This window comes from Sphingobium sp. 3R8, from assembly GCF_020166615.1.
GTDB lineage: Bacteria > Pseudomonadota > Alphaproteobacteria > Sphingomonadales > Sphingomonadaceae > Sphingobium > Sphingobium bisphenolicum.
Genome location: NZ_JAIQXR010000005.1, coordinates 75,629 through 98,843 on the forward strand (window position 1 = coordinate 75,629; position 23,215 = coordinate 98,843).

Genomic DNA, 23,215 nt, shown 5'->3' on the forward strand with positions numbered 1-23,215 from the left:
CGTCATCGCGCGCGCCACGGGCCGAAGGCCGATGAAGTCCAGCCGATCGGCCACGCGCCATGGGCTGCTTCACTGCGCTCGCAATGACGAAAGTTCAGGCTGGCGCGCTCAAGCCCCGATAGCGAGAAATTTGTCGGCGCGATCGGTGCGCAGCGCGTCGGCGCTCAGCCCGTCGAGCGACTCCAGTTCCGCCTCGATCGCCGCGCCCAGGCTGGCGATCGCCTGTACCGGCTCGCGATGGGCGCCGCCCATCGGCTCGGGGACGATCCGGTCGATTACGCCCAGCCCTTTGAGATGCTGCGCCGTCACCTGCATCGCGGTCGCCGCATCGCTCGCCTTGTCGGCGGTGCGCCACAGGATAGAGGCGCAGCCTTCAGGCGAGATCACCGAATAGACCGCATGTTCGAACATCAGCACGCGATTGGCGGCCGCCAGCGCAATCGCGCCGCCCGATCCGCCTTCGCCCACCACTGCGGCGACCATCGGCACGCCCAGCTTCAGACAGGCCTCGGTCGACCGGGCGATGGCTTCCGCCTGGCCGCGTTCTTCCGCCTGCACGCCGGGGAAAGCGCCCGACGTATCGACCAGGCTCACCACCGGCAGGCCGAAGCGATCGGCCAGTTCCATCAGGCGGATCGCCTTGCGATAGCCTTCGGGCTTGGCCATGCCGAAATTGTGGCGCACGCGGCTCGCCGTATCGTCGCCCTTTTCATGGCCGATGACCATGACCTTGCGCTCGCCCAGCGTCGCGAAACCCCCGATGATCGCCTGATCGTCGGCAAAGGCGCGGTCGCCGGCCAGCGGCATGAAATTGTCGAACATGCCCGCGACATAGTCCTTGAAGTGCGGGCGTTCGGCGTGCCGCGCCACCTGCGTCTTCTGCCAGGGCGTCAGCTTGGCATATGTATCCGACAACAGTTTGGTCGCGCGGCTTTCAAGCGTCGCGATCTCGTCGTCGATGTTGATGTCCCCCACGCTGGCGGTGGCGCGCAGTTCGACGATGCGCGCTTCCAGCTCCGCGATCGGCTTTTCGAATTCCAGAAAGCTTACCATGGCCCGTGCGTTAAGGCGCTGGCGCGTCGCCGTCAACGCGCGGATGCGCGATCCTGGGCGTCATGCCCGCCAGCGGGTGGCGGCTGTTGACCAGTTCGACCAGCCGCCGGCTGTCGACATGGGTGTAGATTTGCGTGGTGCCGATATCGGCATGGCCCAGCATCATCTGCAACGCGCGCAGATCGGCTCCGCCTTCCAGCAAATGGGTGGCGAACGCATGGCGCAGCACATGCGGGCTGACCCGTTCCGGTGCGATGCCGCTGGCCGCCGCCAGCGCCTTGACCAACTGATAGAGGCGAATGCGGCTCAAATGGCTCTTGCCCGACGGGAACAGCCACGCGCTATCTGCCGGCACATGCGGGAGCCAGGCGGTGACGGCGGCCCGCGCCCGGTCGGAAATCGGCACCAGCCGCTCGCGCGCGCCCTTGCCCTTCAGGATCAGGAAGGGCCGATCTGCCGCCAGCGCCCGGCGCGGCAGCGACATCAATTCCGTCGCGCGCAGCCCCGACCCGTAGAGCAGTTCGATCAAGGCCGCGAGCCGCAGGTCCGCCGGCGCGGGATGCTCGATGTCCAGTCGCTCGGCGATATGCGCGAAGAAGCGATCTACCTCCGCCACCGACAATATCTTGGGCAGCGCCCGGCGCGTCGTCGGCCGCGGCAGCGCGGCGGACGGATTGTCGGCGCGCAGCCCCTCTTCCTCCAGAAAGGCGTAGAAAGCCCGCAGCGCCGACACTTTGCGCGCCACAGACGATGCGGCGAGATCGGCCCAGGCCGCCGCCAGCGTCCCCAGTCCATCCTTGCCCGCGCCTGCCAGCCCGCCCAGCAGGTCGCCCGCGCCCGTCAAATCGGCGCGATAGGCGAGCAAAGTATTGCGCGACGCGCCCCGCTCCGCCGCCATCATCTCCAGAAAGCGGTCGATCAGGATGGCGTCATCCTGTCCCATATTCAGGTGCGACTGATCGCCTCGGCCGCGATCATCCGCGCTTCGGGGTCCAGCCCGACTCGATGCAGGGCCGCCACGACATGATAGAGATGCCCGGCCGGCAGGCGGCTCCAGTCATTACCCTGCATACCCACCGCCGCCAGCAACGCCACGGTGCCCTTCTCGCCCCGCTGCGCTGCTGCGCCGATCGCGCGCGCCCAGCGGCTGTTCGCGCCCAATGCGAAGCCATTATCCTGCGCCAGCGACGCGGCATCATCGGCCGACAAGCGCGACAGACCGGCCAACGCCGCGATCAGCATCCGTCCCTTCTCGGCCCCGACGTCGCCGACATAGCTCGACACCCGGCCGCTGTTGATATCCACCACCGGACTCGGCGCGCCGACCGCCAGCAAGGCCCAGAATTGCGACGTGCCCGCGCCGTCCAGTTGCCCGATCGCCCGCGCCCAGCGCGCGGCGTTGCGGTCGTATCCGGCCGCGAGCATCGCCGCGACCAGATTGGCCGCATCCTGCGCATCGGCTTGGGCCACCGGCAGCGCCGCGGCGGCCCGCGCCGTCGCGATCAGGCCCAGATAATCAGGCTTCGCGCTATCCTGCCACCATGTCCGCATCGCGCCGATCCGGTCGCCCACGGTCGATCCGGCATAAGCGGTGCGCAGCGAATCGATCCGGTCGGCGGCATCCGCGGGCGCATCGCCGTCAGTGCCCATCTGGCCATAGAAGCCGACCAGCGCCGCGCTCGACAGCACGCCCAGACGCGCCGCGATATCCACGCCCGGCCGCCGCTTGACCGCGCTCAACGCCGGCGCGCGCGCTTCCCATGCGCGGACATGCGACCCGACCGTGCCATATAATGCGTCAGGTATCTCGACGTTCAGCGCCGTCGCCAACCCGAATCGCCACGCCGTAAGCCGATCCACGCCGTCCCATTCGATCTTGACCGAACGGCGCGCGTTGAACCCTGTGCCGACCACCTTTTCGGCGAGCCGATAATCGATACCGCGCACCACGCCCTTGCGTTGCGCCTGATTGAGCGCGCCGCTCGACGTCCCCTGGTCGCCCGACAGCGCCGGGCAGATCGCCCGCGTCATGTCCCAGCCCGGCTCCTTGCTGAACCGCAGCGCGCCCGCTGACAGCGGGCACAGCCCCGCCGGATCGGCCGTCGCCAAATAGGTCTCCATCGCGATCGCATAGAGGCGCGGCGAATAGCGGTCGGGATCGACGCTCTGCACCATCAGCCTGGCATTGTCCGCCTCGCCCATGCGCAGCAGCAGCCAGGCGCGCTCGGCCGCCCAGTCCGCCCCGTCGATGTCGCGCGGCGTATCGACCGCGCTGAGCAATGTCCGGCGCAGCAGGATGGAGGCCCAGCGCGACACGATCGGCGCGTGCGTCTCCTTCATCAGCGCAGCCAGATATTTGCCCGATTCGCCGCCGAAGGCATCCGGCTCGAACCCGCGCGTCTGCGGCGTCAGGGGGCCAATGCGATCCAGCGACCGTCGCGCCGTGTCGGGCAGGTCATATTTCGCCTTCTGCGCTGCCAGCTCTTCGGGCGTCAGTTCGGCCTCGGCGGCGTTCTGCGTCGCCTGCGCCAGCGACAGGTCGGGCGGCGTCGCGGGGTTGAGCGGCTGCACCATGGGCGCCGCTGGCGCGCCTGACACCGTAGGCGCACTGGGCGTCGGCCGCACCGGCGGCGGCGCAGGCGTTTCGGGCGCATCGCCGAAACCGGGCGGCAGCAGCGATTCGGGCGCCTGCTGCGCGACGACAGGCAGAGTCAGGGCGAGCGCGAAGCTGCCCACCGCCCATTTCATATTAGCGCGCGGCCAGCGCATCCGCCTTACTGGCCCAGCTTCTCGGCGGGGATAACCTTCTCGACCCGCTGCTGCGGCTGCTCGCCTCCGCGCGACCAGAAAAAGGCCAACAGGGCGACGACCAGCACGGCCAGGGCGATGGGGATGATCGGCAGGCTGGAGCCGCGACGACGCGAGCCGCCCTCGAAACTGCTGAAGTTGCGATTATTCTTCATAGGTCCTTGGCTTAGCTGGCCGGGCGTTGAAGGCCGGGCGACAAAGAAAGATGCGATTTGCCTCTGTGACGGCTGGCTGTATAGCCCCGCAAGCCATGCAGCGAAACAGCAAAATCCCGCAGAGCCAGGCCCGGCGCGGTCCCATCGTCCTGGTGGGCATGATGGGCGTGGGCAAATCCACGGTCGGCCGCCGCCTTGCCGCGCGTCTGGGCCTCAGCTTCGTCGATGCGGACGAAGAAATCGAGAAGGCCGCCGGCATGTCCGTGGCGGAGATTTTCGAACGTTATGGCGAATCCTATTTCCGCGACGGCGAACGCCGCGTCATCGCCCGGCTGATGGACGGCGCGCCCAAGGTGATCGCCACCGGCGGCGGCGCCTTCATGCAGGATGACACCCGCCGCCTGATCCTGGAGGCCGCCACCGCCATCTGGCTGGACGCCGATATCGACATATTGGTCGACCGCGTGGCCCGCCGCGAAAGCCGCCCGCTGCTCAAGAATCGCGACCCGCGCGTCGTGCTGACGGAACTGGCCGCGGTGCGCAACCCGATCTACGCGCTCGCGCCCATTCATGTGAAGAGCATCGCCGCCCCGCATGAAGTCGCCGTCGAACGCATCATGGAGCAATTGACCGCATGGCATTAGTCCGCGTCGCGCTGGGCGCGCGCAGCTATGATATCGTGATCGAACAGGGCGCGCTCGACCGCGCCGGCGACGTGCTTGTCCCCTACGCGCGCAAGGGCCGAATGGTCGTCGTCACCGACGCCAATGTCGCGGCCGCGCAACTGCCGCGCCTTGACGTCAGCCTGCGCGCCGCAAACATCGCGGTCGAACCGATCATCCTGCCGCCGGGCGAACAGACCAAGAGCTGGCGCCATCTGGAGCAACTGCTCGACGCGCTGCTGGCCCTGGAGATCGAACGCGGCGACCATATCGTGGCGCTGGGCGGCGGCGTCATCGGCGACCTGGTCGGCTTCGCCGCCTCGATCCTCAAGCGCGGCTGCCACTTCATCCAGGTGCCCACCACCCTGCTGGCCCAGGTCGATTCGTCGGTCGGCGGCAAAACGGCGATCAATGCCAAGGCCGGCAAGAATCTGATCGGCGCCTTCTACCAGCCCGCCCTCGTCCTGATCGATCCCTCGACGCTCGACAGCCTGCCACCCCGCGAAACCCGCGCCGGCTATGCCGAAGTCGTCAAATATGGCCTGATCGACGACCCCGATTTCTTCGACTGGTGCCACGCCAACGCCCAGGCGCTGCTGGCCGGCGACCCGGACGCCCGCACCATCGCCATCACCCGAAGCGTGCAGGCCAAGGCCGCGATCGTCGCCGATGACGAGCGCGAAACCTCGGGCCGTCGCGCCCTGTTGAACCTCGGCCACACATTCGGCCATGCGCTGGAGGCCGATACCGGCTTTTCCGATACCTTGCTCCATGGCGAGGGCGTCGCGGCCGGCATGGCGCTCGCTTTCCGCTATTCCGCGCGCCTGGGCCTCTGTTCGCAGGCCGATGCCGACCGCGTCACCGCGCATCTAAGAGCCGTCGGCCTCCCCCACGACCTCGCCACCGCCCATGTGCGGGCGGGCGGCGCGGAACTGGTCGGCCACATGCTGCACGACAAGAAAATGGCGGCCGGCACCCTCCCCTTCCTCCTCGCCCGCGGCATCGGCCAGACCTTCCTGTCGAAGGACGTGGTGCTGGACGACGTGGCGGCGTTTTTGGACGAGGATCGCGCGGCGGCCTAAGATCAATGATTTTGGCGCCGTAATGGGTGGAGAGCGGACGTTGCCCACGATCTAGCTATCACTGTCAGCCAAGCTCGAAAGTTCACCTTGCCAAAAAGTCCCCACTTCCAACGACGGAGGATCCGCGCTCTGGACTGAACGCGCAAACACCTCTCTGACGTCTCTCGGCACAAAACCACTAAGGAAGGCGTCATCGCCACCCGTCGCAATAGTCTCGGAAACAAGGGTCCGGTAGGCCAGCAAACAATCAGCCAACTCTTCTACAGATGAATTCACAAAAGTCCGGCGATCCCCTTCGTGGTCAAGCATCCACACCACGCCATCCCCAGCTATCACGAGCGGATTTCCGCTACCGTCGGATCCAATGCCATAATACCCGGCGACGCGGTCCGGCTGAAGCCATGCGAGACTGATCGGACCAAATGACAAACAGGGAGCAGCCTCCCATGGCAATCCAGCTTCGAACAGAAACTTCCTTGCGCCGTCGGGTATCGGTGCCACCGCAATGATTTCCTGCGGGAAGTGCCGCAAAACGTCGCTCTCTGATTGCCACTCAACTTGAAACGTCGTCGCGTCCATTGTGCTGCCTTCTGACCCTAGGTGGGCAGCTTGAAGTAAGTTGCCAATGGCTGCAAATGGTCGGTAGCAGACCTCCCTGCCCAAAGATTTCACCCGCCCCGCCCCCGGCAACATCCCTGACATTCGCCTGCATCATTCGACGCCTAAACCCGTCCTTGTCAGCGGCCCCCATACGGAGCCCCCCTTCTGTCGCCGCTGATCCTCCCCTGAACCTCGGCCTCCAGCTTTTAGCTGGAGGCCTTTTTTATGGCGCCACCGACCGCGCAAGACACAAAAAAGGGCGCCCACAGGCGCCCTTTCGTTCGACCTTGAAAGGCCGATTACTTCTTCAGCGTCAGGCCGCCGAAACGCTTGTTGAAGCGCGCCACCTGGCCGCCGGTGTCGAGCTGGCGGTTACCGCCGGTCCAGGCCGGATGCGACTTGGGATCGATGTCGAGCGCCATGGTGTCGCCTTCCTTGCCCCAGGTGGAGCGCGTCTGGAAGGTGGTGCCGTCGGTCATCTGGACGGTGATCAGATGGTAATCGGGGTGGGTATCGGCCTTCATGGCATATGCTCCGTAATGTGCCGGTTCCGACCGGCTGTGGATGCGTGTAAAATAGCGAAGGCGCGCCGTTAGCGGGTTCGGCGCGCCTTGGCAAGAATAAAGCCCCGGCGCGAACCGGGGCGCTGGGCATAATCAATCCTTGGGCGGATCGCTGATCATCGCAACGAAATTGGCTTCCGCCGCCAGCTTGCCCTCGATCATCGCCTTGCCGCTGAACTTGCAGATGGCGCCACGGTTCTGCGTCACTTCCACATGCAGGTCGAGCAGGCAGCCCGGCTCTACCGGCGTGCGGAACTTGGCGCCGTCGATGCTCATGAAATAGACGAGCTTGCCCGAATCGGCCAGGTTCATCGATTCCACCGCCAGCACGCCCGCCGCCTGCGCCATCGCTTCCACGATCAGCACGCCGGGCATGATCGGCCGGGTGGGGAAATGGCCCTGGAAAAAGGGCTCGTTTACCGACACCGCCTTGATCGCGTGGATCGACTGGCTGGGCACCAGCGTCACCACACGATCGATCAGCAGCATCGGGTAACGATGCGGCAGCGCGGCCATGACCCGACGGACATCCATCGGGCCACGCGCGGTCGTTTCAACCTCTCCCGTCATTCTTATCAGCGCGACTTGGGCGCCTGCGCCGGGGTCGCCGGGGCGGGCGCGGCGGCTGCCGGCTGACCCTGACGGCCACCGGGCTGCCAGCCGGCCGGCGGGGTGATCGAAGCGCTGGGGACCAGCGCGTTCAGCTCGGTGATGACCGCGGGGGTGATGTCCGCGCCAGCGCCGAAGCTTTCGGTCGCCGCCTTCTTGAACACGATTTCCGACTTGGTCTTCGCCGTCGCGGCCTTCAGCGCGTCGTCCAGCTTAGCGACGATCTGTTCCTCGACATAGGCGCGCGCCAGGCCGATCGGCTGGCCCATGCGCTGCAATTCGGCCTGGCCGTTCTGCTGCGCCTGCTGATATTGCTGATACTGGGTCTCGATCGCCGGGGTCGGCTTGTTGCCGGCGGCCTTCAAAGCAGCCTGCAGCGCGTCGCCCTTGGTCTTGAGATCGGTTTCGATCGCGGTGCGGCGCACGTTCAGCGCGTCGATCTGCGGCTTGTAGGTGGTCTGCATCTGGCTGATCGCCGTAGTGAAGGCCGCGCTCTTGGCGACGGCTTCCTCCAGGTCGACCACGGCCAGACCCTGCTTGGTCTGGGCGACGGCCGGAACGGCAGTCAGCGCAATGGCGGTCATGGGCGCGAAAACGAGCGCCGCGGCCTTGAAAATCGTCTTCATCAGAATTGAGTCCCTACGTTGAAGGTAATGAGCTTGTTGTCGTCCCCTGGTTCTTTCAACAGGGCCTTGGCGATGTCGATCCGGAACGGGCCGAAGGGCGAGTTCCAGTTGACGCCAAAGCCCACCGACAGACGCGGCTTGAGCGTGTCGCCGAGATATTCTTCTTCAAATGCGCCACCGCTGTAGACGGCGGTCGATCCAGCCGGCGGCGTGCTGCAATTGCCCACCGAAGGCGCGCGCACCGATGTCGAGGTCGTACCTGTGGTCACCGTGCAATAACCGGCGAAATCGATGGTTCCCGGATTCTTCAACCCGGCGACGGCGCCGACGTCCATGAAGACGGACGGCCGCAGCCCCATTTCGCGCGCGCCGGAGCCCAACGGAATTTCGACTTCCGCACGAGCGAGATAGTAGATTTTGCCACCCAGCGCATCGTCCGAGACATTGTTGTTGCCGTCGCTGCGGACATAGGTGGTCGTGCCGTCCACGGTCTGCGCCTGCAGATAATAGCGCTTCACCCGCGGGCCCACGCCGCGAATGTCGAAACCGCGGAACTGCGGTTCGCCCAGGAAGAAGCGATCGGTCAGGCGGATCTTGTCCACTTCCTGGCCGGTTGCATCCCGCCGCGTTCCTTCCAGACTGTGGATATAGCCGCCCTCGCCGCTCAGCGAGAAGATGAAGCCGCCGCCGAGCGGCACATATTTGGACGCGGAGAGGCGGGTGCGGACATATTTCACGTCGCCACCCAGACCGGCGAAATCCTGGCTCAGCGTGATATTCTGGCCGCGGGTCGCGCGGATGCGGTTATCGCGGGTGTCGTAGATCAGCGAATAGCCGATGGACGAGGTCGTGCGCTTACCGATCGCGTCGCACAGATAGCGCCCCGCCAGCAGCGGGTCGCACTGTCCATCCGTATAATAGGTGGACTTGTCGAGCGTCACATCGTCGAAATTGAGGCTGTAGCGCAGCGCCAGCGACATATATTCGGTGATCGGCACGCCCGCCCGGATCTGGAAGCCGGTGGTCGTCTGTTCGTAGGTGGTGTCACGATCATTGTTGGACAGATAGCGGAAGCTGTTGAGGTCACGACGATAGATGTCGCCGCCCAGCGCGATATTCTTGTCCATGAAATAGGGTTCGGTGAACCCGACCTCGACCGACTTGCTATAGGCCGAATAATTGACCGAGGTGCGCAGTTCCTGGCCCTTGCCGCGGAAGTTGCGCTGGGTGATCGACGCCGACACGATGAAGCGTTCCAGCGACGAGAAACCCGCCGACAGCGACAATTCGCCGGTCGATTTTTCCTGCACATTGGTTTCAAGGATGATGCGGTCGGGCGCGGAACCGGGCTTCTGCTCGACGTCCAGCTTCTCCTGGAAGAAGCCAAGCGAATTGATCCGGTCCTTCGACCGCTTCACCAGGAAGCTGTTGAAGGCGTCGCCTTCGGCCAGGCGGAACTCGCGGCGCACGACCTTGTCCTGCGTCAGCGTATTGCCGTTGATGTCGACCCGCTCGACATAGACGCGCGGGGCGTTGGCGATGCGGAAGTTGATCCCCATCGTCAGCGATTCCTTCTCGCGGTTGAAATCGGGCGACACGTCCGCAAAGGCATAGCCGAACAGGCCGGCCGTCTCGCTCAGCGTATCGACCGTGTCTTCGACCTGCTTGGCGTTGTACCAGTCGCCCTTCTTCATCGGCAGGCGCTTGGTCAGCAGGTCGCCCGACAGGTCGCGAATGTCGGATTCGACCTTCACGTCGCCGAATTTGTAGCGGTCGCCTTCTTCCACCACATAGGTGATGATGAAGTCCTGCTTGTCCGGCGTCAGTTCCGCCACGGCGGAAATCACGCGGAAATCGGCATAGCCTTCGGTCAGGTAGAATTGGCGCAGCTTCTGCTGGTCATAAGCCAGGCGATCGGGATCATAGCTGGTGCCCGACGAAAACAGGCGGAACCAGCGCGACTGCTTGGTCACCATCTGGCTGCGGAGTTCGCCGTCCTTGAACTTGTCGTTGCCGATAATGTTGATCTGGCGGACCTTGGACTTGGGCCCTTCCGAAATCTCGAACACGATGTCGACGCGATTCTGGTCCAGTTGGACCATTTTCGGCTCGATCGTCGCAGCGAAGCGGCCCTGGCGGCGATAGAGTTCCACGATGCGGGCAACATCGGCGCGCACCTTGGACCGGGTATAGATCTGGCGCGGGGCCAATTTGATTTCCGGCCGAATCTTGTCTTCCTTCAGGCGCTTATTACCTTCCAGGACGATACGGTTGATGACCGGGTTTTCCTTCACCTCGACGGTGAGGTTGCCATTGTCGTTGCGGATCTGGACGTCGGCGAACAGCTCCGTCTCGTACAGGTCGCGCAGGCCCTGATCCAGGCTTTCCTGGCTGTAGGGCTGGCCGATGCGAAGCTTGGTGTAGGACAGGACCGTGTCCGGCTCCAGCCGCTGCGTGCCGGTGACGGTGATCGCGCGGATCGTGCCCTGCGGCGCGGCCACGACCGGGGCCGGGGTGGATGCCGGCGCCGCCAGCGGGGCGGCGGGCGCGGACGCCTGCTGCGCCATCGCGGGGACTGCGGGCAGTCCTGCGATCATGGTCGTCGCCAACAGGGCGGCCACGACCGGGCGCTGCCTCAAGCTGCTCTTCATCGCTGTCACCCGCTTCACCTCAAAATTCCGATACAATGTTTCCGCCGACACAGACGACGCCAAACCGGGCTTCCCTGCCCGATGCGCGTCAACCGATCAAGCCGGACAGGCTCTTCCAAAGCCCGAAAGACGACAAATCGTTGAAAGTCACCAGCAGCATCATCGCCATCAGTACCGCCAGACCGGACCGATAGGCCCATTCCTGCGCCTGCGCGCTGACCGGGCGCCGCTGCACCGCCTCGATCCCGTAAAAGAGCAGATGCCCGCCATCCAGCATGGGAATTGGCAAGAGGTTGATGAACCCCAAGTTAATCGAGATGAGCGCGGCGAAGAAGATGAAGCTTTCGATGCCCAGCGTCGCCGCCTGCCCGGAAACCTGCGCGATCTTCAACGGCCCGCCCAGTTCCTTGACCGACCGGCCGCCAGTGAATATCTGGCCCATCGTCTCGACCATCGTCCGCACGATCTGTCCGGTGCGCTCGACCGCGACGACGGGCGCGCGCAGCAGACTTACCGGCTCGATCACCGGATCGCCGGGCGCCAGACCCAAACGGCCGATCTGAAATTTGTTGCCGAAACCGTCATCCTCTGTGACGCTGCCGATCTTGCCGTCGCGCGCGAAGGTCTTGCCGTCGCGCTCGATCACCATCGCCACCGGCTCGCCGGGGCGAATCTGCGCATAGAGGCGGATATCGTCGAAGGTCGCCATCTCGCGCCCGCCCAGCGACACGATCCGGTCGCCGGCCTTCAGGCCCGCCGCCGCCGCCGCGCTGCCCGGCTGGACAACGCCCGCCACCGCCGGCGTGCGGCTTTCCCCATGGACGAAGGCGAAGGTCGCCAGAATGAGGATTGCGAACAGGAAATTGATCGCCGGCCCGGCCGCGACGATCGCCGCCCGCTGCCACAGCGGCTTGGCGGGGAAGCTTTCCGCCCGGTCCTTGGCCGACATTTCCAGCCAGGCCGGATCGGTCACGCTCGCCGCGTTCATGTCGCCCTTGAAGCGGACATAGCCGCCCAATGGCAACGCCGCGACGCGCCAGCGGGTGCCGCGCTTGTCGACCCAGGCGAACAGCTCCGGCCCGAAGCCGATCGAGAACGCCTCCGCCTTCACCCCGCACCAGCGCCCGACCAGATAATGGCCCAGCTCGTGAACGAAGACGAGCGGTCCGATGACCGCCACGAAGGCCAGCACGGTCAACAGGAAACCGGGATTGTGGATCAAGCCGTCAATCTTTCCATCACTAGGCCCGCTTCTTCACGCGCCTGTCCGTCCGCCGCCAGCACATCGTCGATCGCAGAGGGGCTGGCCGCGCTATAACGGTTCAACACATCCTCTACAATCATGGCGATATCAAGGAAGCCGATCCGCCCCGCCAGGAAAGCGGCGACCGCCACCTCATTGGCGGCGTTCAATATGGCCGGCGTCGCCCCGCCCACCTCTGCCGCCGCCCGCGCCAAGCGCAATGCCGGAAAGCGTTCCATATCAGGCGCTTCGAAATCGAGCCTGCCAATGCGCGCCAGGTCCAGCGGCTGACACGGCGTCGCGATCCGCTGCGGCCAGGCCAGCGCATGGGCGATCGGAATGCGCATGTCGGGCGATCCAAGCTGCGCCAGCGTCGACCGGTCGCGATATTCGACCATCGAGTGAATCACCGATTGCGGGTGGACGAGAATCTCGATCCGGTCGAGGCCGACGGGAAAAAGATGCGCCGCCTCGATCAGTTCCAGCCCCTTGTTCATCATCGTCGCGCTGTCGACGCTGATCTTGGCGCCCATCGACCAGTTGGGGTGCGCCACCGCCTGCACCGGGGTGATATCGGCCATCTCCGTCCGGCTGCGGGTACGGAACGGCCCGCCGCTCGCGGTCAGGGTGATTCTTGCCACATCGTCCAAACTACTGCCAGCAAGGCACTGGAAAATAGCATTATGCTCGCTGTCGACCGGCAGCAAGGTGGCCCCGGACGCCGCCGCGGCCTCCATCATCAGCCCGCCCGCGGACACCAGCGATTCCTTGTTCGCCAGCGCCACCGTCCGCCCGGCCTTCAGCGCCGCCATGGTCGGCCGCAGCCCGGCGCAGCCCACGATCGCCGCCATGGTCCAATCCGCGTCCGCCTGCGCCGCCTCGACCAGCGCTGCCTCGCCCGCCGACGCTTCGATGCCCGAGCCGGCCAGCGCCTCTTTCAGCGCGCCATACAGCCGCGCCTGGCCGATCACGGCGACCGCCGCGCCGGTCTCGCGCGCCAGCGCCGCCAAACTGTCCACATCGCTGTTCGCGGTCAGGGCGACCACCTTATAGGCGTCACGCTCACGCCGGATCAGGTCCAGCGTCGACAGGCCCACAGACCCGGTCGCGCCGAAGATCGAAACCCGCTTCATCCGCCCTGCACCAGCAGGATATAGAGCAAGGCCGCCAGCGGCGCAGCGGTCGCCACCCCGTCCAGCCGGTCCATCACCCCGCCATGGCCGGGCAGCAGCGTGCCGCTATCCTTCACCCCCGCCCGGCGCTTCATATGGCTTTCCAGCAAGTCGCCCAACTGCGCCGCCACCGCCAGCACGCCGCTCGCCGCCGCCAGCTGGATCGGCAGATCGGCAAAGCGATGCAGCAGGAAGCCCAGCACCAGCGCGGCCAGCACGCCCCCTGCCAGCCCCGCCCAGGTCTTGGACGGGCTGACCCGCGGCGCCAGCTTCGGCCCGCCGATCGACCGGCCGGCGAAATAGGCGCCGATATCGGTCGCCCACACCAGCCCCAACGTCCAGAAAGCCAGCAGCAGCCCGAACGCATAGGGCGCCTGCCCGCGCAGGAACAGCAAAGCCACGATCGGCAGGCAGATATAGACGATGCCCAGCGCCAGCTTCAGGCTGCGACTGGTGAACAGCACGAAGAAGAAGGCGGCCGCCCCGGCGATCAGCACCGGCCAGTCGATTCCCGCCGCGAGCGGGCATAACAGCGCCAGCGGGATCGATACGGCGAACATCGCGGCCTTTCGCTGCTCCTGGCTCGCCCCGGTCAGGTTGCCCCATTCGCCCTGCATCAGCACGCCCGCCACCACCAGCAGCGTCCAGAAGATGAGGCCGCCCGCCAGCAGCGCGCCCAGCGCCACCGCGATCAGCGCGACGCCCACGATGCTGCGGGTCCGCAATTCGCTACTCATGTCAGATCACAATCCGCCGAACCGGCGGTCCCTCAATCGGAAAGCGTCCAGCGCTTCGGCCAAGGCCCGGCCGTCGAAATCGGGCCAGAGCATGTCGGTGAAATACAGCTCGGCATAGGCGGCCTGCCACAGCATGAAATTGCTCAGCCGCTGCTCGCCCGACGTACGCACCATCAGGTCCAGCGGCGGCAGGCCGGCGGTATAGAGCGCGCGATCGATATCCACCGCGCCGATATCCTGCGGTGCGATGTCGCCACGGGCTGCCCGCGCCGCCAGCGCCTGCACCGCCTGCACCATCTCGTCCTGCGCGCCATAATTGAGCGCGATCGCGACGATCGGCCCGCCATTGCCCGCCGTGCGCACCATCGCCCCCTCGATCAGGTCGACCAGCGACGGCTCCAGCGCGCGATAATTGCCGATCACCCGCAATCGCACGCCATTGGCGTGCATTTCATCGATGTCGGACTGGATGAAATGTCGCAGCAGCCCCATCAGGTCCGCGACTTCGCTCGCCGGCCGCTTCCAGTTTTCGGACGAAAAGGCGTAGAGCGTCAGGCATTCCAGCCCCAGTTCCTGCGCCGCTCGCGCCACCCGGCGCACCGCCTCCACGCCCGCCCGATGCCCGGCGACGCGCGGCAGCAGCCGTTTCTTGGCCCAGCGGCCATTGCCGTCCATGATAATCGCGACATGACGCGCGCCATGGGCAGGCGCGACGCTGGTCAGATCGGGCTTGGCTTGTGTGGCCATCAGGAAGACATGCGTGCTTTGGCCGCGAAAGGAAAGCCCCGGCTTACTGGCCGAGGATTTCCTTTTCCTTCGACGTCGCCAGCGCGTCGATATCCGCGATGACGCCGTCTGTCAGTTTCTGGACCTCGGTCTCCTTGCGCTTGCGCTCGTCCTCGCTGATTTCGCCCTTCTTCTCGTCGGCCTTCAGGCTATCCATGCCGTCGCGGCGGACATTACGCACCGCGATGCGCGCGCCTTCGGCATATTTGCTGGCGAGCTTGGCCAGTTCCTTGCGCCGTTCCTCGGTCAGGTCGGGGATCGGCAGGCGCAGCGTCTGCCCGTCGACGATGGGGTTGAGGCCCAGGCCCGCCGACCGAATCGCCTTGTCGCAAGGGCCGACATTCATCTTGTCCCATACCTGGACCGACAGCATGCGCGGTTCCGGCGCGGACACGGTCGCGACTTGGTTCAGCGGCATGTTCGCGCCATAGACGGTGACCATCACCGGATCGAGCAACTGGACATTGGCGCGCCCGGTGCGCAGGCCGGTCAGGTCGCCGCGCAGCGCTTCGATCGCGCCGGCCATGCGGCGTTCAAGGTCGGACTTGTCATATTGGGCCATGATTAGCTCTCCTGATTCTGGACGATCGTCGCGACACCCTGCCCGGCCAGCACGGTGGCCAGATTACCGGTTTCACGGATGTTGAACACGACGATGGGAATGTTGTTTTCGCGGCACAGGGCGATGGCGCTGGCGTCCATCACCTTGAGATTATCGTTCAGCACCTGGTCGAAACTGATGCTGTCGTAACGGACCGCATCGGCGACCTTCTTGGGATCGGCGTTGTAGACGCCATCGACACTGGTCCCCTTGAACAGCGCATCGCAGTTCATCTCGGCCGCGCGCAGCGCTGCGGTGGTGTCGGTGGTGAAATAGGGGCTGCCGGTGCCGGCGGCGAAGATGACGATCCGGCCCTTCTCCATATGCCGCTCGGCCTTGCGCCTTATATAGGGCTCGCACACCGACGCCATCGGAATCGCCGATTGGACGCGGGTGTCGTATCCCAGCTTCTCCAGCCCGTTCTGCACCGCCAGCGCATTCATGACGGTGGCCAGCATACCCATATAGTCGGCGCTCGCCCGGTCGAACCCCGCCGCAGCCCCAGCCAGACCGCGGAAGATGTTGCCGCCGCCCACGACGACGCAGATCTCGAAACCGGCATCCTTGGCCGCAGCGATTTCGCCGGCGACACGGGCCACGGTTTCGGGCTCGATGCCGAACTGCCCCTGCCCCATCAGCACTTCGCCGGACAATTTCAACAGGATACGCTTGTAGGCAGGCCGGGTCATGCGGGGCAAGAATCCTTGATCATTGGCAGGGAAAGCGGCCGGACATTAGGGGCGCAAAGCCGCGATGTGAAGGGCGATTGTTGCCGGAATGCCGCTTGCCCGATGGAGAATATGTGCAGAATGGGTGTCGCACGTGCGCGGCGCAAGCAAAAGGGGAGCGGCCCTGTGGCCACTCCCCTTCCCTCATTCGATAATGCTTGGCTTGTGATCAGACGCCGGCGGCGGCCGCGACTTCCGCCGCGAAGTCGCTGACTTCCTTCTCGATGCCTTCGCCCAGCTGGAAGCGGACATAGCTCTTCAGCGTGATCGACTTGCCGGCATCCTTCGCCGCCTTGGCGACGACGTCGGCGACCGGGGTTTTGTTGTCCATCACGAACAGCTGCGACAGCAGGGCCTGCTCCTTGGCGAACTTGGCAACCGCACCGTCGACCATCTTGGCAACGATCTCGGCGGGCTTGCCCGATTCGGCGGCCTTTTCGGCGGCGATGGCGCGTTCACGCTCCAGCAGCGCCGGGTCGATGTCGGCGGCCGACAGGGCCAGCGGGAAAGCTGCCGCGATGTGCATGGCCAACTGCTTGCCCAGCGGCTCCAGCACGTCGGCGGGCGCGTCGCCTTCCAGCGCGACCAGCACGCCGATCTTGCCCAGGCCCGGCGCCGCGGCGTTGTGGACATAAGGCACGACGACGCCCTGCGACACTTCGACCTGTGCGACGCGGCGGACATTCTGATTCTCGCCGATGGTGGCGATGTTGGCGACCAGCTTTTCAGCGACGGTGCCACCCGAAGGATAGGCCGCTGCGGTCAGCGCCTCGGCATCGGCCGCGCCATTGTCCAGCGCGATCGCCGAAACAGTGCGGACGAAGTCCTGGAACTGATCGTTCTTGGCCACGAAGTCGGTTTCGCTGTTCACTTCGACGGCGACGCCCTTGGTGCCGGCGACGGCGACGCCGACCAGGCCTTCAGCGGCGGTGCGGCTCGACTTCTTCTGCGCGGCGGCCAGGCCCTTGGCGCGCAGCCAGTCGGTTGCCGCTTCGATGTCGCCACCGGCTTCGGTGAGCGCCTTCTTGCAATCCATCATGCCCGCGCCCGAACGGTCGCGCAGTTCCTTGACGGCGGCAGCGGTAATCTCGGCCATGTTTCGGCTCCTAATAGGGATGTTTCAAAATATGCAGGAGGGCGCGTCTCCGAAGAGCGCGCCCTAGCCTGTCATTCTTGCAGTCGTGCGACGCTCTTAGGCTTCGGCAACGATCTCTTCGGCGGCCGGCTCGTCCAGCGCGCCCAGGTCGACGCCCGACGCCTGCTGCGCACCACGATTGCCCTTGGTGGCGGCGGCGGCGATCGCATCGCAGTAGAGGCGGATGGCGCGGCTGGCGTCATCGTTGGCCGGAACCGGGAAGGCGATGCCGTCGGGCGACACGTTCGAATCGAGGATCGCGACGACCGGAATACCCAGCGTGTTGGCTTCCTTGATCGCCAGCTCTTCCTTGTTCGCGTCGATCACGAACATGACATCGGGGATGCCGTTCATGTCGCGAATACCGCCGAGCGACAATTCCAGCTTCTCGCGCTCGCGGGTCATCTGGAGCACTTCCTTCTTGGTGAAGCCGTGGGTGTCGCCCGACAGCTTCTCTTCGAGGGTCTTCAGGCGCTTGATCGAACCCGAAATGGTCTTCCAGTTGGTGAGCATGCCCCCCAGCCAGCGATGGTTGACGAAATGCTGGCCCGACTTGCGGGCGGCGTCCGCGATGGGGTCCTGCGCCTGGCGCTTGGTGCCGACGAACAGCACCTTGCCGCCGGCGGCGACGGTGCCCGACACGAAGTCGAGCGCGCGGCCGAACAGGGGCACGGTCTGCGACAGGTCAAGGATGTGGATGCCGTTGCGCTCGCCGAAGATGTACGGCTTCATGCGCGGGTTCCAACGGTGGGTCTGGTGGCCGAAATGGGCGCCAGCCTCGATCAATTGGTGCATGGTGACGACAGGTGCCGCCATAATAGTGTCTCCTTCCGGTTTGACCTCTGGGAATCAGGAACGCGAAAAACAGCCTCAAAGGCGTCTCCGGCACCGGATATGTCGATTCCCATGTGGAATGGTCGCGCCTTTAGACGCGGAAAAAAGCAATTGCAAGGGTTGACGACGTTCCAAAAAAGGAACATAAGGGGAACAGACGGAACAAATACGGTTAACGCCTGTTTACACCGTCATAATGAGGCCTGCCGTGCAAATGGCAAGATGGAAAGTGATCGACGATGTTCACTCTAGTTGCAGCGACCCTGTTCTCCGCCGCCTTCCTTCTGGCCATGGGCACCATCGTCTGGATGTTCGCCCATTATCATGACAAGATGGTGGCGGCGCTCCAGTTCGAGCCCATCCCTCATAATCCGCCGGTCTATCACCTGCGTGTGCGCCGCCCCCGTGCCGCGCAGCCCATCCGTCGGACCACGACGATCTTGACGAGTACGGCCCTCGCCGCCTGAAACGCAGGAACGTAGCCAGCCCCGCTCTTACAGCGTCGCTGCCGCGCTCTCCCGCTGTCGCCTGACCTTGGCATAGGATATCATGCCAAACGGGATCAGCGCGACATAGATGCCGCAGATCAGCAGCAAGGTCAGCCAGGGATCGGTCACCAGCAGCGCCGCCAGCAGTCCGGCGAAGGCGATGACTTCCAGCCGGATGCGCTTGCGCAGCCGCAGCGCCGACCAACTATAGGTCGCGATGTTGGAGATCATCAGGAACGCGACAAAGGCTGCCCAGGGCGCCACCACATACCAGGCGCGGAAAATATCCTCGCCCGTCACCAGCCACAGATAGAGCGGCACGAAGGCCAGCCCCGCCCCCGCAGGCGCAGGCACGCCGGTCAGGAAGCCCGCCGACTTGTGCGGCTGCTCGTCCGCATCGATCGCCGCATTGAACCGCGCCAGCCGCAGCGCGCAGGACAGCGCATGGGCCAGGGCGAAGATCCAGCCGAATTTCGGCATGGCGTAAAGCGACCAGAGATAGAGGATCAGCGCCGGAGCGACCCCGAACGCAATCGAATCGGACAGCGAATCCAGTTCCGCGCCGAACCGGCTCTCCCCCCGCAACAGCCGGGCGATCCGCCCGTCCAGCCCGTCCAGCACGCCCGCGAACAGGATGGACAGCACCGCCCGCTCCCATTCCCCCGAAATGCCGTATCGCACCCCGGTCAGGCCGAAACACAAAGCCATCGCCGTGACCGCATTGGGCGCGAGCATCCGCAAGGTGATGCCCCGGCGCAACCCGCGCGGCACGGCGCGCCGCTGGCGACTCACTGCTGGATACCCGCAATAACCCGCGCGTCGCCCATCTGGCCCAGGATCGTCTCGCCCGCGACCGTGCGCTGGCCCAGGATCACGCGTGGCGCGGTCCCGGCGGGCAGATACACGTCAACCCGGCTGCCGAAGCGGATCAGGCCGATGCGCTGCCCGGCCGCGACCATGTCGCCGGGCTTGACGAACGGCACGATCCGGCGCGCGACCAGGCCCGCAATCTGGGTGAAGCCGATGCGCACACCGTCATGGCGCTCGACTAGGATATGCTGGCGCTCATTATCCTCGCTCGCCTTGTCCAGGTCCGCGTTCAGGAACTTGCCTGAAATATAGACGACCGACTTGATCGTTCCGCCGATCGGCGTGCGATTGATATGCACATCGAACACGCTCATGAAAATCGACACGCGGATGAGCGGCTGATCGCCCAAACCGTTCACGCCGGCCATCTCGCGCGGCGGCGGCACGCGCTGGATCAGAGTCACCAGGCCGTCGGCGGGGGCGATAATCGCGCCTTCGTCCTGCGGCACCGCGCGCACCGGATCGCGGAAGAAGGCGAAGACCCAGATCGTCACCAGCACCATCAGCCAACCCACGATTTCCCATCCCAGCAGGAACAGGACGCCGGTGATCGCAACCGCGATCAGGCCGAATTTCATCCCCTCCGGATGGACCGAAGGAAAGCGCCATTTGACATTGCCGCCCGCGGCAATCGGGATCTCTTCATTGTTCATGGCCACCGTCTTTAGGGAGAGACTAATGCCGTGACAACGACCGATCCCGCCGCTGGCTCCATGCGCGGCAGATTCCTGCCCTTCCACGGTTGAACATTGCCGCCGCTTTGCCTAGGGCGTCCCCATATTCCACCCAGCAGCAAGAAGGCAAACAGGCGCTATGGCCAAGATCAAGGTGAAAAACCCCGTCGTTGAAATTGACGGCGACGAAATGACCCGGATCATCTGGGAATGGATCCGCGAGCGCCTGATCCTCCCCTATCTCGACATCGACCTGAAATATTACGACCTGTCCGTCCAGAAGCGCGATGAAACCAACGACCAGATCACGATCGATTCCGCGAACGCGATCAAGGAATATGGCGTCGGCGTGAAGTGCGCCACCATCACCCCCGACGAACAGCGCGTCGAGGAATTCAACCTCAAGTCGATGTGGAAGTCGCCCAACGGCACCATCCGCAACATCCTGGGCGGTGTCGTCTTCCGCGAACCGATCGTCATCAAGAACGTGCCCCGCCTGGTGCCCGGCTGGACCGACCCGATCGTCGTTGGCCGTCATGCGTTCGGCGACCAGTATAAGGCGACAGACTTCCTGGTCCCCGGCCCCGGCAAGCTGCGCCTGGTATGGGACGGCGAAGATGGCCAGAAGATCGATAAGGAAGTGTTCGACTTCCCCTCGGCCGGCGTCGCCATGGGGATGTACAACCTGGACCAGTCGATCCGCGATTTCGCCAAGGCGAGCATGAACTATGCGCTCGACCGTGGATGGCCGCTCTACCTGTCGACCAAGAACACCATCCTCAAGGCCTATGACGGTCGCTTCAAGGATCTGTTCCAGGAAGTGTTCGACGCCGAATTCGCCGACAAGTTCAAGGCGGCGGGCATCGTCTACGAACATCGCCTGATCGACGACATGGTCGCCTCCGCGCTCAAGTGGAGCGGCAAGTTCGTCTGGGCCTGCAAGAATTACGACGGCGACGTCCAGTCGGACACCGTTGCGCAGGGCTTCGGTTCGCTCGGCCTCATGACCTCGGTCCTGATGTCGCCCGACGGCAAGACGATCGAGGCGGAAGCGGCGCACGGCACCGTCACCCGCCACTATCGCCAGCATCAGCAGGGCAAGGCGACCTCGACCAACCCGATCGCCTCGATCTTCGCCTGGACGCAGGGCTTGGCCTTCCGCGGCAAGTTCGACGACACCCCAGACGTCACCAAGTTCGCCGAAACCCTGGAGCGCGTCTGTATCAAGACCGTCGAGGACGGCGCGATGACCAAGGATCTGGCGCTGCTGATCGGCCCGGATCAGGCCTGGATGACCACGGAACAGTTCTTCGAACAGATCCGCGTCAACCTGGAGAAGGAAATGGCCAGCTGGGCCTAAAAGACGGGAACTGTTAAGCCGCTCAGGCTTTCAGTACGGAAACGGAACGAGGCGGCGCCGGACACCAGGCGTCGCCTTTTCCATATCCAGCCGCCGGGCCGGAAGCCAACCACATAGCGGTTGCGATATATTCCGGGTAAAATAGCAGGAGACGACCCGATGACGACAGCCACCCGCAAACGCCTGGAGGTCCGCACGGCCGTCCCGACCGACGTGCGCGCGATCCTGCGGCTGATCGCCCGCGTCTATCCCGGCATGCCCAACTATTCCCCCGCCACCGTCCGCGGCCAGATCAACAATTTCCCCGACGGCTGTTTCGTCGCCCTCTACGACGCCAAGGTCGTGGGCTATTGCGCGACGATGCGGGTCAGCAAGGGCATGGCCTTTGCCCATCATGACTGGGAGGAGATCACCGCCAACGGCTTCGGCACCCGCCACAGCGCCGCGGGCGAATGGCTTTATGGCTATGAAATGGCGGTCGATCCCAAATTGCGCGGCCTGCGCATCGGCCAGCGCCTCTATGACGAACGCAAGGAACTGGCCGAACAGCTCGACCTGCACGGCATCGTGATCGCAGGCCGGATGCCAGGCTATCTGCGCACCAAGCGCAAGGTGGAAGGGCCCAAGGACTATCTGGACAAGGTCGTCCAGGGCAAGATTCGCGACCAGGTCGTCAGCTTCCAGCTCAAGAACCAGTTCGAACCACTGGGCGTCCTCGAAAACTATCTGCCCGAAGACAAGCAGTCGGACGGCCATGCCGCCCATCTGGTCTGGCGCAACCCCTATGTGGACCCCGACGAAGCGCCCGAAATGCGCGTCCCCCGCGGCGTCGAAAGCGTCCGCCTCGCCACCTGCCAGCTTCAGGCCCGCGCCGTGCAGGATTTCGACGAATTCATCCGCAACATCGAATATTTCGTCGATGTCGCCGCCGATTATCGGTCTGACTTCATCATCTTCCCCGAACTTTTCACCCTGCCGCTGTTGTCGTTCGAAACCAAGAAGCTCAATCCCATGGAGGCGATCGACAAGCTGACCGGCTACACCCCGCGCCTGACCAAGGAACTGACGCGGATGGCGCTGGAATATAATATCAACATCATCGGCGGCTCCCACCCGACCCGCGCCGACGATGGCGATATCCAGAATATCGCCTATGTCGCGCTGCGCGACGGTTCGGTCCATACTCAGGAAAAAATCCACCCGACCCCCAACGAAGCCTTTTGGTGGAACATCAAGGGCGGCGATTCGCTCGACGTGATCCAGACCGACTGCGGTCCGATCGGCGTGCTGATCTGCTACGACAGCGAATTTCCCGAACTCGCCCGCCGTCTGGTCGATCAGGGCGCCCGCATCATCTTCGTCCCCTTCTGCACCGACTCGCGCCTGGGCTACATGCGCGTGCGCTATTGCGCGCAGGCCCGCGCGATCGAAAATCAATGCTATGTCGTCATGTCCGGCAATGTCGGCAACCTGCCGAACGTCGACAATATGGACATTCAGTACGCCCAGAGCGCAATCCTGACCCCCTGCGACCTGCCGTTCGCGCGTGACGGCATCGCCGCGGAATCAACCGAGAATGTCGAAACGCTGACGATGGCGGACGTCAACCTCGCCGACCTCAGCTGGGCGCGGGCCGAAGGCACCGTACGTAATCTACGCGACCGCCGCTTCGACCTCTATCATATCGAATGGGACAGCAACCCCGACCACAGCCATGCACCCAGCGGCGGACCTGTGCCAGCGGGCGGACATAATTCGCCGGGCGGCGGCTAAAAAAC

General features: G+C 64.7%; 24 protein-coding genes. 5 read left to right on the plus strand and 19 right to left on the minus strand.

Features of this window, described 5'->3' with window-relative positions; all coding sequences use genetic code 11:
• Nucleotides 1-108: 108 nt before the first annotated feature.
• Genes K9B33_RS06460 through K9B33_RS06475 form a run of 4 tightly spaced genes read right to left on the minus strand, consistent with a single transcriptional unit; the run spans nt 109 to nt 4,016 of the window.
• A complete protein-coding gene (locus K9B33_RS06460; protein ID WP_224547537.1) occupies nt 109-1,053 on the minus strand; it encodes an acetyl-CoA carboxylase carboxyltransferase subunit alpha in 945 nt (314 codons plus the stop codon).
• 10 nt (nt 1,054-1,063) lie between these two features.
• On the minus strand, nt 1,064-1,996 hold the full coding sequence (locus K9B33_RS06465; protein ID WP_224547539.1) for a tyrosine recombinase: 933 nt from the start codon (nt 1,994-1,996) through the stop codon (nt 1,064-1,066).
• 2 nt (nt 1,997-1,998) lie between these two features.
• Nucleotides 1,999-3,822, minus strand: a complete 1,824-nt coding sequence (locus K9B33_RS06470; protein ID WP_224547541.1) for a hypothetical protein — start codon at nt 3,820-3,822, stop codon at nt 1,999-2,001.
• A gap of 5 nt (nt 3,823-3,827) precedes the next feature.
• Entirely contained in the window at nt 3,828-4,016 is a 189-nt protein-coding gene (locus K9B33_RS06475; protein WP_224547543.1) for a hypothetical protein, read from the minus strand.
• A gap of 95 nt (nt 4,017-4,111) precedes the next feature.
• On the opposite strand from K9B33_RS06475, the gene K9B33_RS06480 reads away from it, so the two are divergent.
• Both K9B33_RS06480 and aroB read left to right on the plus strand, forming a co-directional pair.
• Complete coding sequence (locus tag K9B33_RS06480; protein ID WP_224547544.1) at nt 4,112-4,660, plus strand: shikimate kinase; 549 nt, start codon at nt 4,112-4,114, stop codon at nt 4,658-4,660.
• The gene (aroB, locus tag K9B33_RS06485) at nt 4,651-5,760 is read left to right on the plus strand and encodes a 3-dehydroquinate synthase (protein ID WP_224547546.1); all 1,110 of its coding nucleotides are present in this window, start codon (nt 4,651-4,653) and stop codon (nt 5,758-5,760) included. The genes K9B33_RS06480 and aroB overlap by 10 nt, the downstream gene beginning before the upstream one ends.
• Nucleotides 5,761-5,811: 51 nt before the next feature.
• On the opposite strand, the gene K9B33_RS06490 is transcribed toward aroB, so the two are convergent.
• The 13 genes from K9B33_RS06490 to rpsB all read right to left on the minus strand — a co-directional run bounded on the left by K9B33_RS06490 (nt 5,812) and on the right by rpsB (nt 18,027).
• Nucleotides 5,812-6,339: an SUKH-4 family immunity protein gene (locus tag K9B33_RS06490; protein WP_224547549.1), complete on the minus strand. Its 528-nt coding sequence runs from the start codon at nt 6,337-6,339 to the stop codon at nt 5,812-5,814.
• A gap of 320 nt (nt 6,340-6,659) precedes the next feature.
• A complete protein-coding gene (gene rpmE, locus K9B33_RS06495) occupies nt 6,660-6,884 on the minus strand; it encodes a 50S ribosomal protein L31 (protein ID WP_007709952.1) in 225 nt (74 codons plus the stop codon).
• A gap of 132 nt (nt 6,885-7,016) precedes the next feature.
• Nucleotides 7,017-7,493, minus strand: a complete 477-nt coding sequence (gene fabZ / locus K9B33_RS06500) for a 3-hydroxyacyl-ACP dehydratase FabZ (RefSeq protein WP_066603792.1) — start codon at nt 7,491-7,493, stop codon at nt 7,017-7,019.
• A gap of 5 nt (nt 7,494-7,498) precedes the next feature.
• A complete protein-coding gene (locus K9B33_RS06505) occupies nt 7,499-8,158 on the minus strand; it encodes an OmpH family outer membrane protein (RefSeq protein WP_224547551.1) in 660 nt (219 codons plus the stop codon).
• Nucleotides 8,158-10,809: an outer membrane protein assembly factor BamA gene (gene bamA / locus K9B33_RS06510; protein WP_224547768.1), complete on the minus strand. Its 2,652-nt coding sequence runs from the start codon at nt 10,807-10,809 to the stop codon at nt 8,158-8,160. The genes K9B33_RS06505 and bamA overlap by 1 nt, the downstream gene beginning before the upstream one ends.
• 88 nt (nt 10,810-10,897) lie before the next feature.
• Complete coding sequence (rseP, locus tag K9B33_RS06515; protein WP_224547553.1) at nt 10,898-12,031, minus strand: RIP metalloprotease RseP; 1,134 nt, start codon at nt 12,029-12,031, stop codon at nt 10,898-10,900.
• Complete coding sequence (locus K9B33_RS06520) at nt 12,028-13,185, minus strand: 1-deoxy-D-xylulose-5-phosphate reductoisomerase (RefSeq protein ID WP_224547555.1); 1,158 nt, start codon at nt 13,183-13,185, stop codon at nt 12,028-12,030. The genes rseP and K9B33_RS06520 overlap by 4 nt, the downstream gene beginning before the upstream one ends.
• Nucleotides 13,182-13,961, minus strand: a complete 780-nt coding sequence (locus K9B33_RS06525) for a phosphatidate cytidylyltransferase (protein WP_224547557.1) — start codon at nt 13,959-13,961, stop codon at nt 13,182-13,184. The genes K9B33_RS06520 and K9B33_RS06525 overlap by 4 nt, the downstream gene beginning before the upstream one ends.
• Before the next feature lie 6 nt (nt 13,962-13,967).
• Nucleotides 13,968-14,708, minus strand: a complete 741-nt coding sequence (uppS, locus tag K9B33_RS06530) for a polyprenyl diphosphate synthase (RefSeq protein ID WP_224547559.1) — start codon at nt 14,706-14,708, stop codon at nt 13,968-13,970.
• Nucleotides 14,709-14,751: 43 nt separating this feature from the next.
• Nucleotides 14,752-15,309: a ribosome recycling factor gene (frr, locus tag K9B33_RS06535; RefSeq protein ID WP_224547561.1), complete on the minus strand. Its 558-nt coding sequence runs from the start codon at nt 15,307-15,309 to the stop codon at nt 14,752-14,754.
• A gap of 2 nt (nt 15,310-15,311) precedes the next feature.
• Entirely contained in the window at nt 15,312-16,037 is a 726-nt protein-coding gene (gene pyrH, locus K9B33_RS06540) for a UMP kinase (RefSeq protein ID WP_224547564.1), read from the minus strand.
• 208 nt (nt 16,038-16,245) lie between these two features.
• Complete coding sequence (gene tsf, locus K9B33_RS06545; protein WP_224547565.1) at nt 16,246-17,172, minus strand: translation elongation factor Ts; 927 nt, start codon at nt 17,170-17,172, stop codon at nt 16,246-16,248.
• A 96-nt stretch (nt 17,173-17,268) separates the two neighbouring features.
• The gene (gene rpsB / locus K9B33_RS06550) at nt 17,269-18,027 is read right to left on the minus strand and encodes a 30S ribosomal protein S2 (protein ID WP_120250538.1); all 759 of its coding nucleotides are present in this window, start codon (nt 18,025-18,027) and stop codon (nt 17,269-17,271) included.
• A 257-nt stretch (nt 18,028-18,284) separates the two neighbouring features.
• Here rpsB and K9B33_RS06555 point away from each other — a divergent pair, with 257 nt between their 5' ends.
• Nucleotides 18,285-18,512, plus strand: coding sequence for a hypothetical protein (locus K9B33_RS06555; protein ID WP_224547567.1), 228 nt, complete (start codon nt 18,285-18,287; stop codon nt 18,510-18,512).
• Between the two features lie 27 nt (nt 18,513-18,539).
• Here the strand turns inward: K9B33_RS06555 and K9B33_RS06560 are convergent, their stop codons facing one another.
• Together K9B33_RS06560 and K9B33_RS06565 are read right to left on the minus strand one after the other, a co-directional pair.
• Nucleotides 18,540-19,268 carry a CDP-alcohol phosphatidyltransferase family protein gene (locus tag K9B33_RS06560; RefSeq protein ID WP_224547770.1) on the minus strand — a complete coding sequence of 243 codons (729 nt, stop codon included), beginning with the start codon at nt 19,266-19,268 and terminating at the stop codon, nt 18,540-18,542.
• Between the two features lie 53 nt (nt 19,269-19,321).
• Nucleotides 19,322-20,056, minus strand: coding sequence for a phosphatidylserine decarboxylase (locus K9B33_RS06565; protein WP_224547569.1), 735 nt, complete (start codon nt 20,054-20,056; stop codon nt 19,322-19,324).
• Between the two features lie 160 nt (nt 20,057-20,216).
• Between K9B33_RS06565 and K9B33_RS06570 the strand changes: the two genes are divergently transcribed.
• Nucleotides 20,217-21,437, plus strand: coding sequence for an NADP-dependent isocitrate dehydrogenase (locus K9B33_RS06570; RefSeq protein WP_224547570.1), 1,221 nt, complete (start codon nt 20,217-20,219; stop codon nt 21,435-21,437).
• A gap of 159 nt (nt 21,438-21,596) precedes the next feature.
• Nucleotides 21,597-23,210: a bifunctional GNAT family N-acetyltransferase/carbon-nitrogen hydrolase family protein gene (locus K9B33_RS06575; protein ID WP_224547571.1), complete on the plus strand. Its 1,614-nt coding sequence runs from the start codon at nt 21,597-21,599 to the stop codon at nt 23,208-23,210.
• The last annotated feature ends 5 nt before the right edge of the window (nt 23,211-23,215 follow it).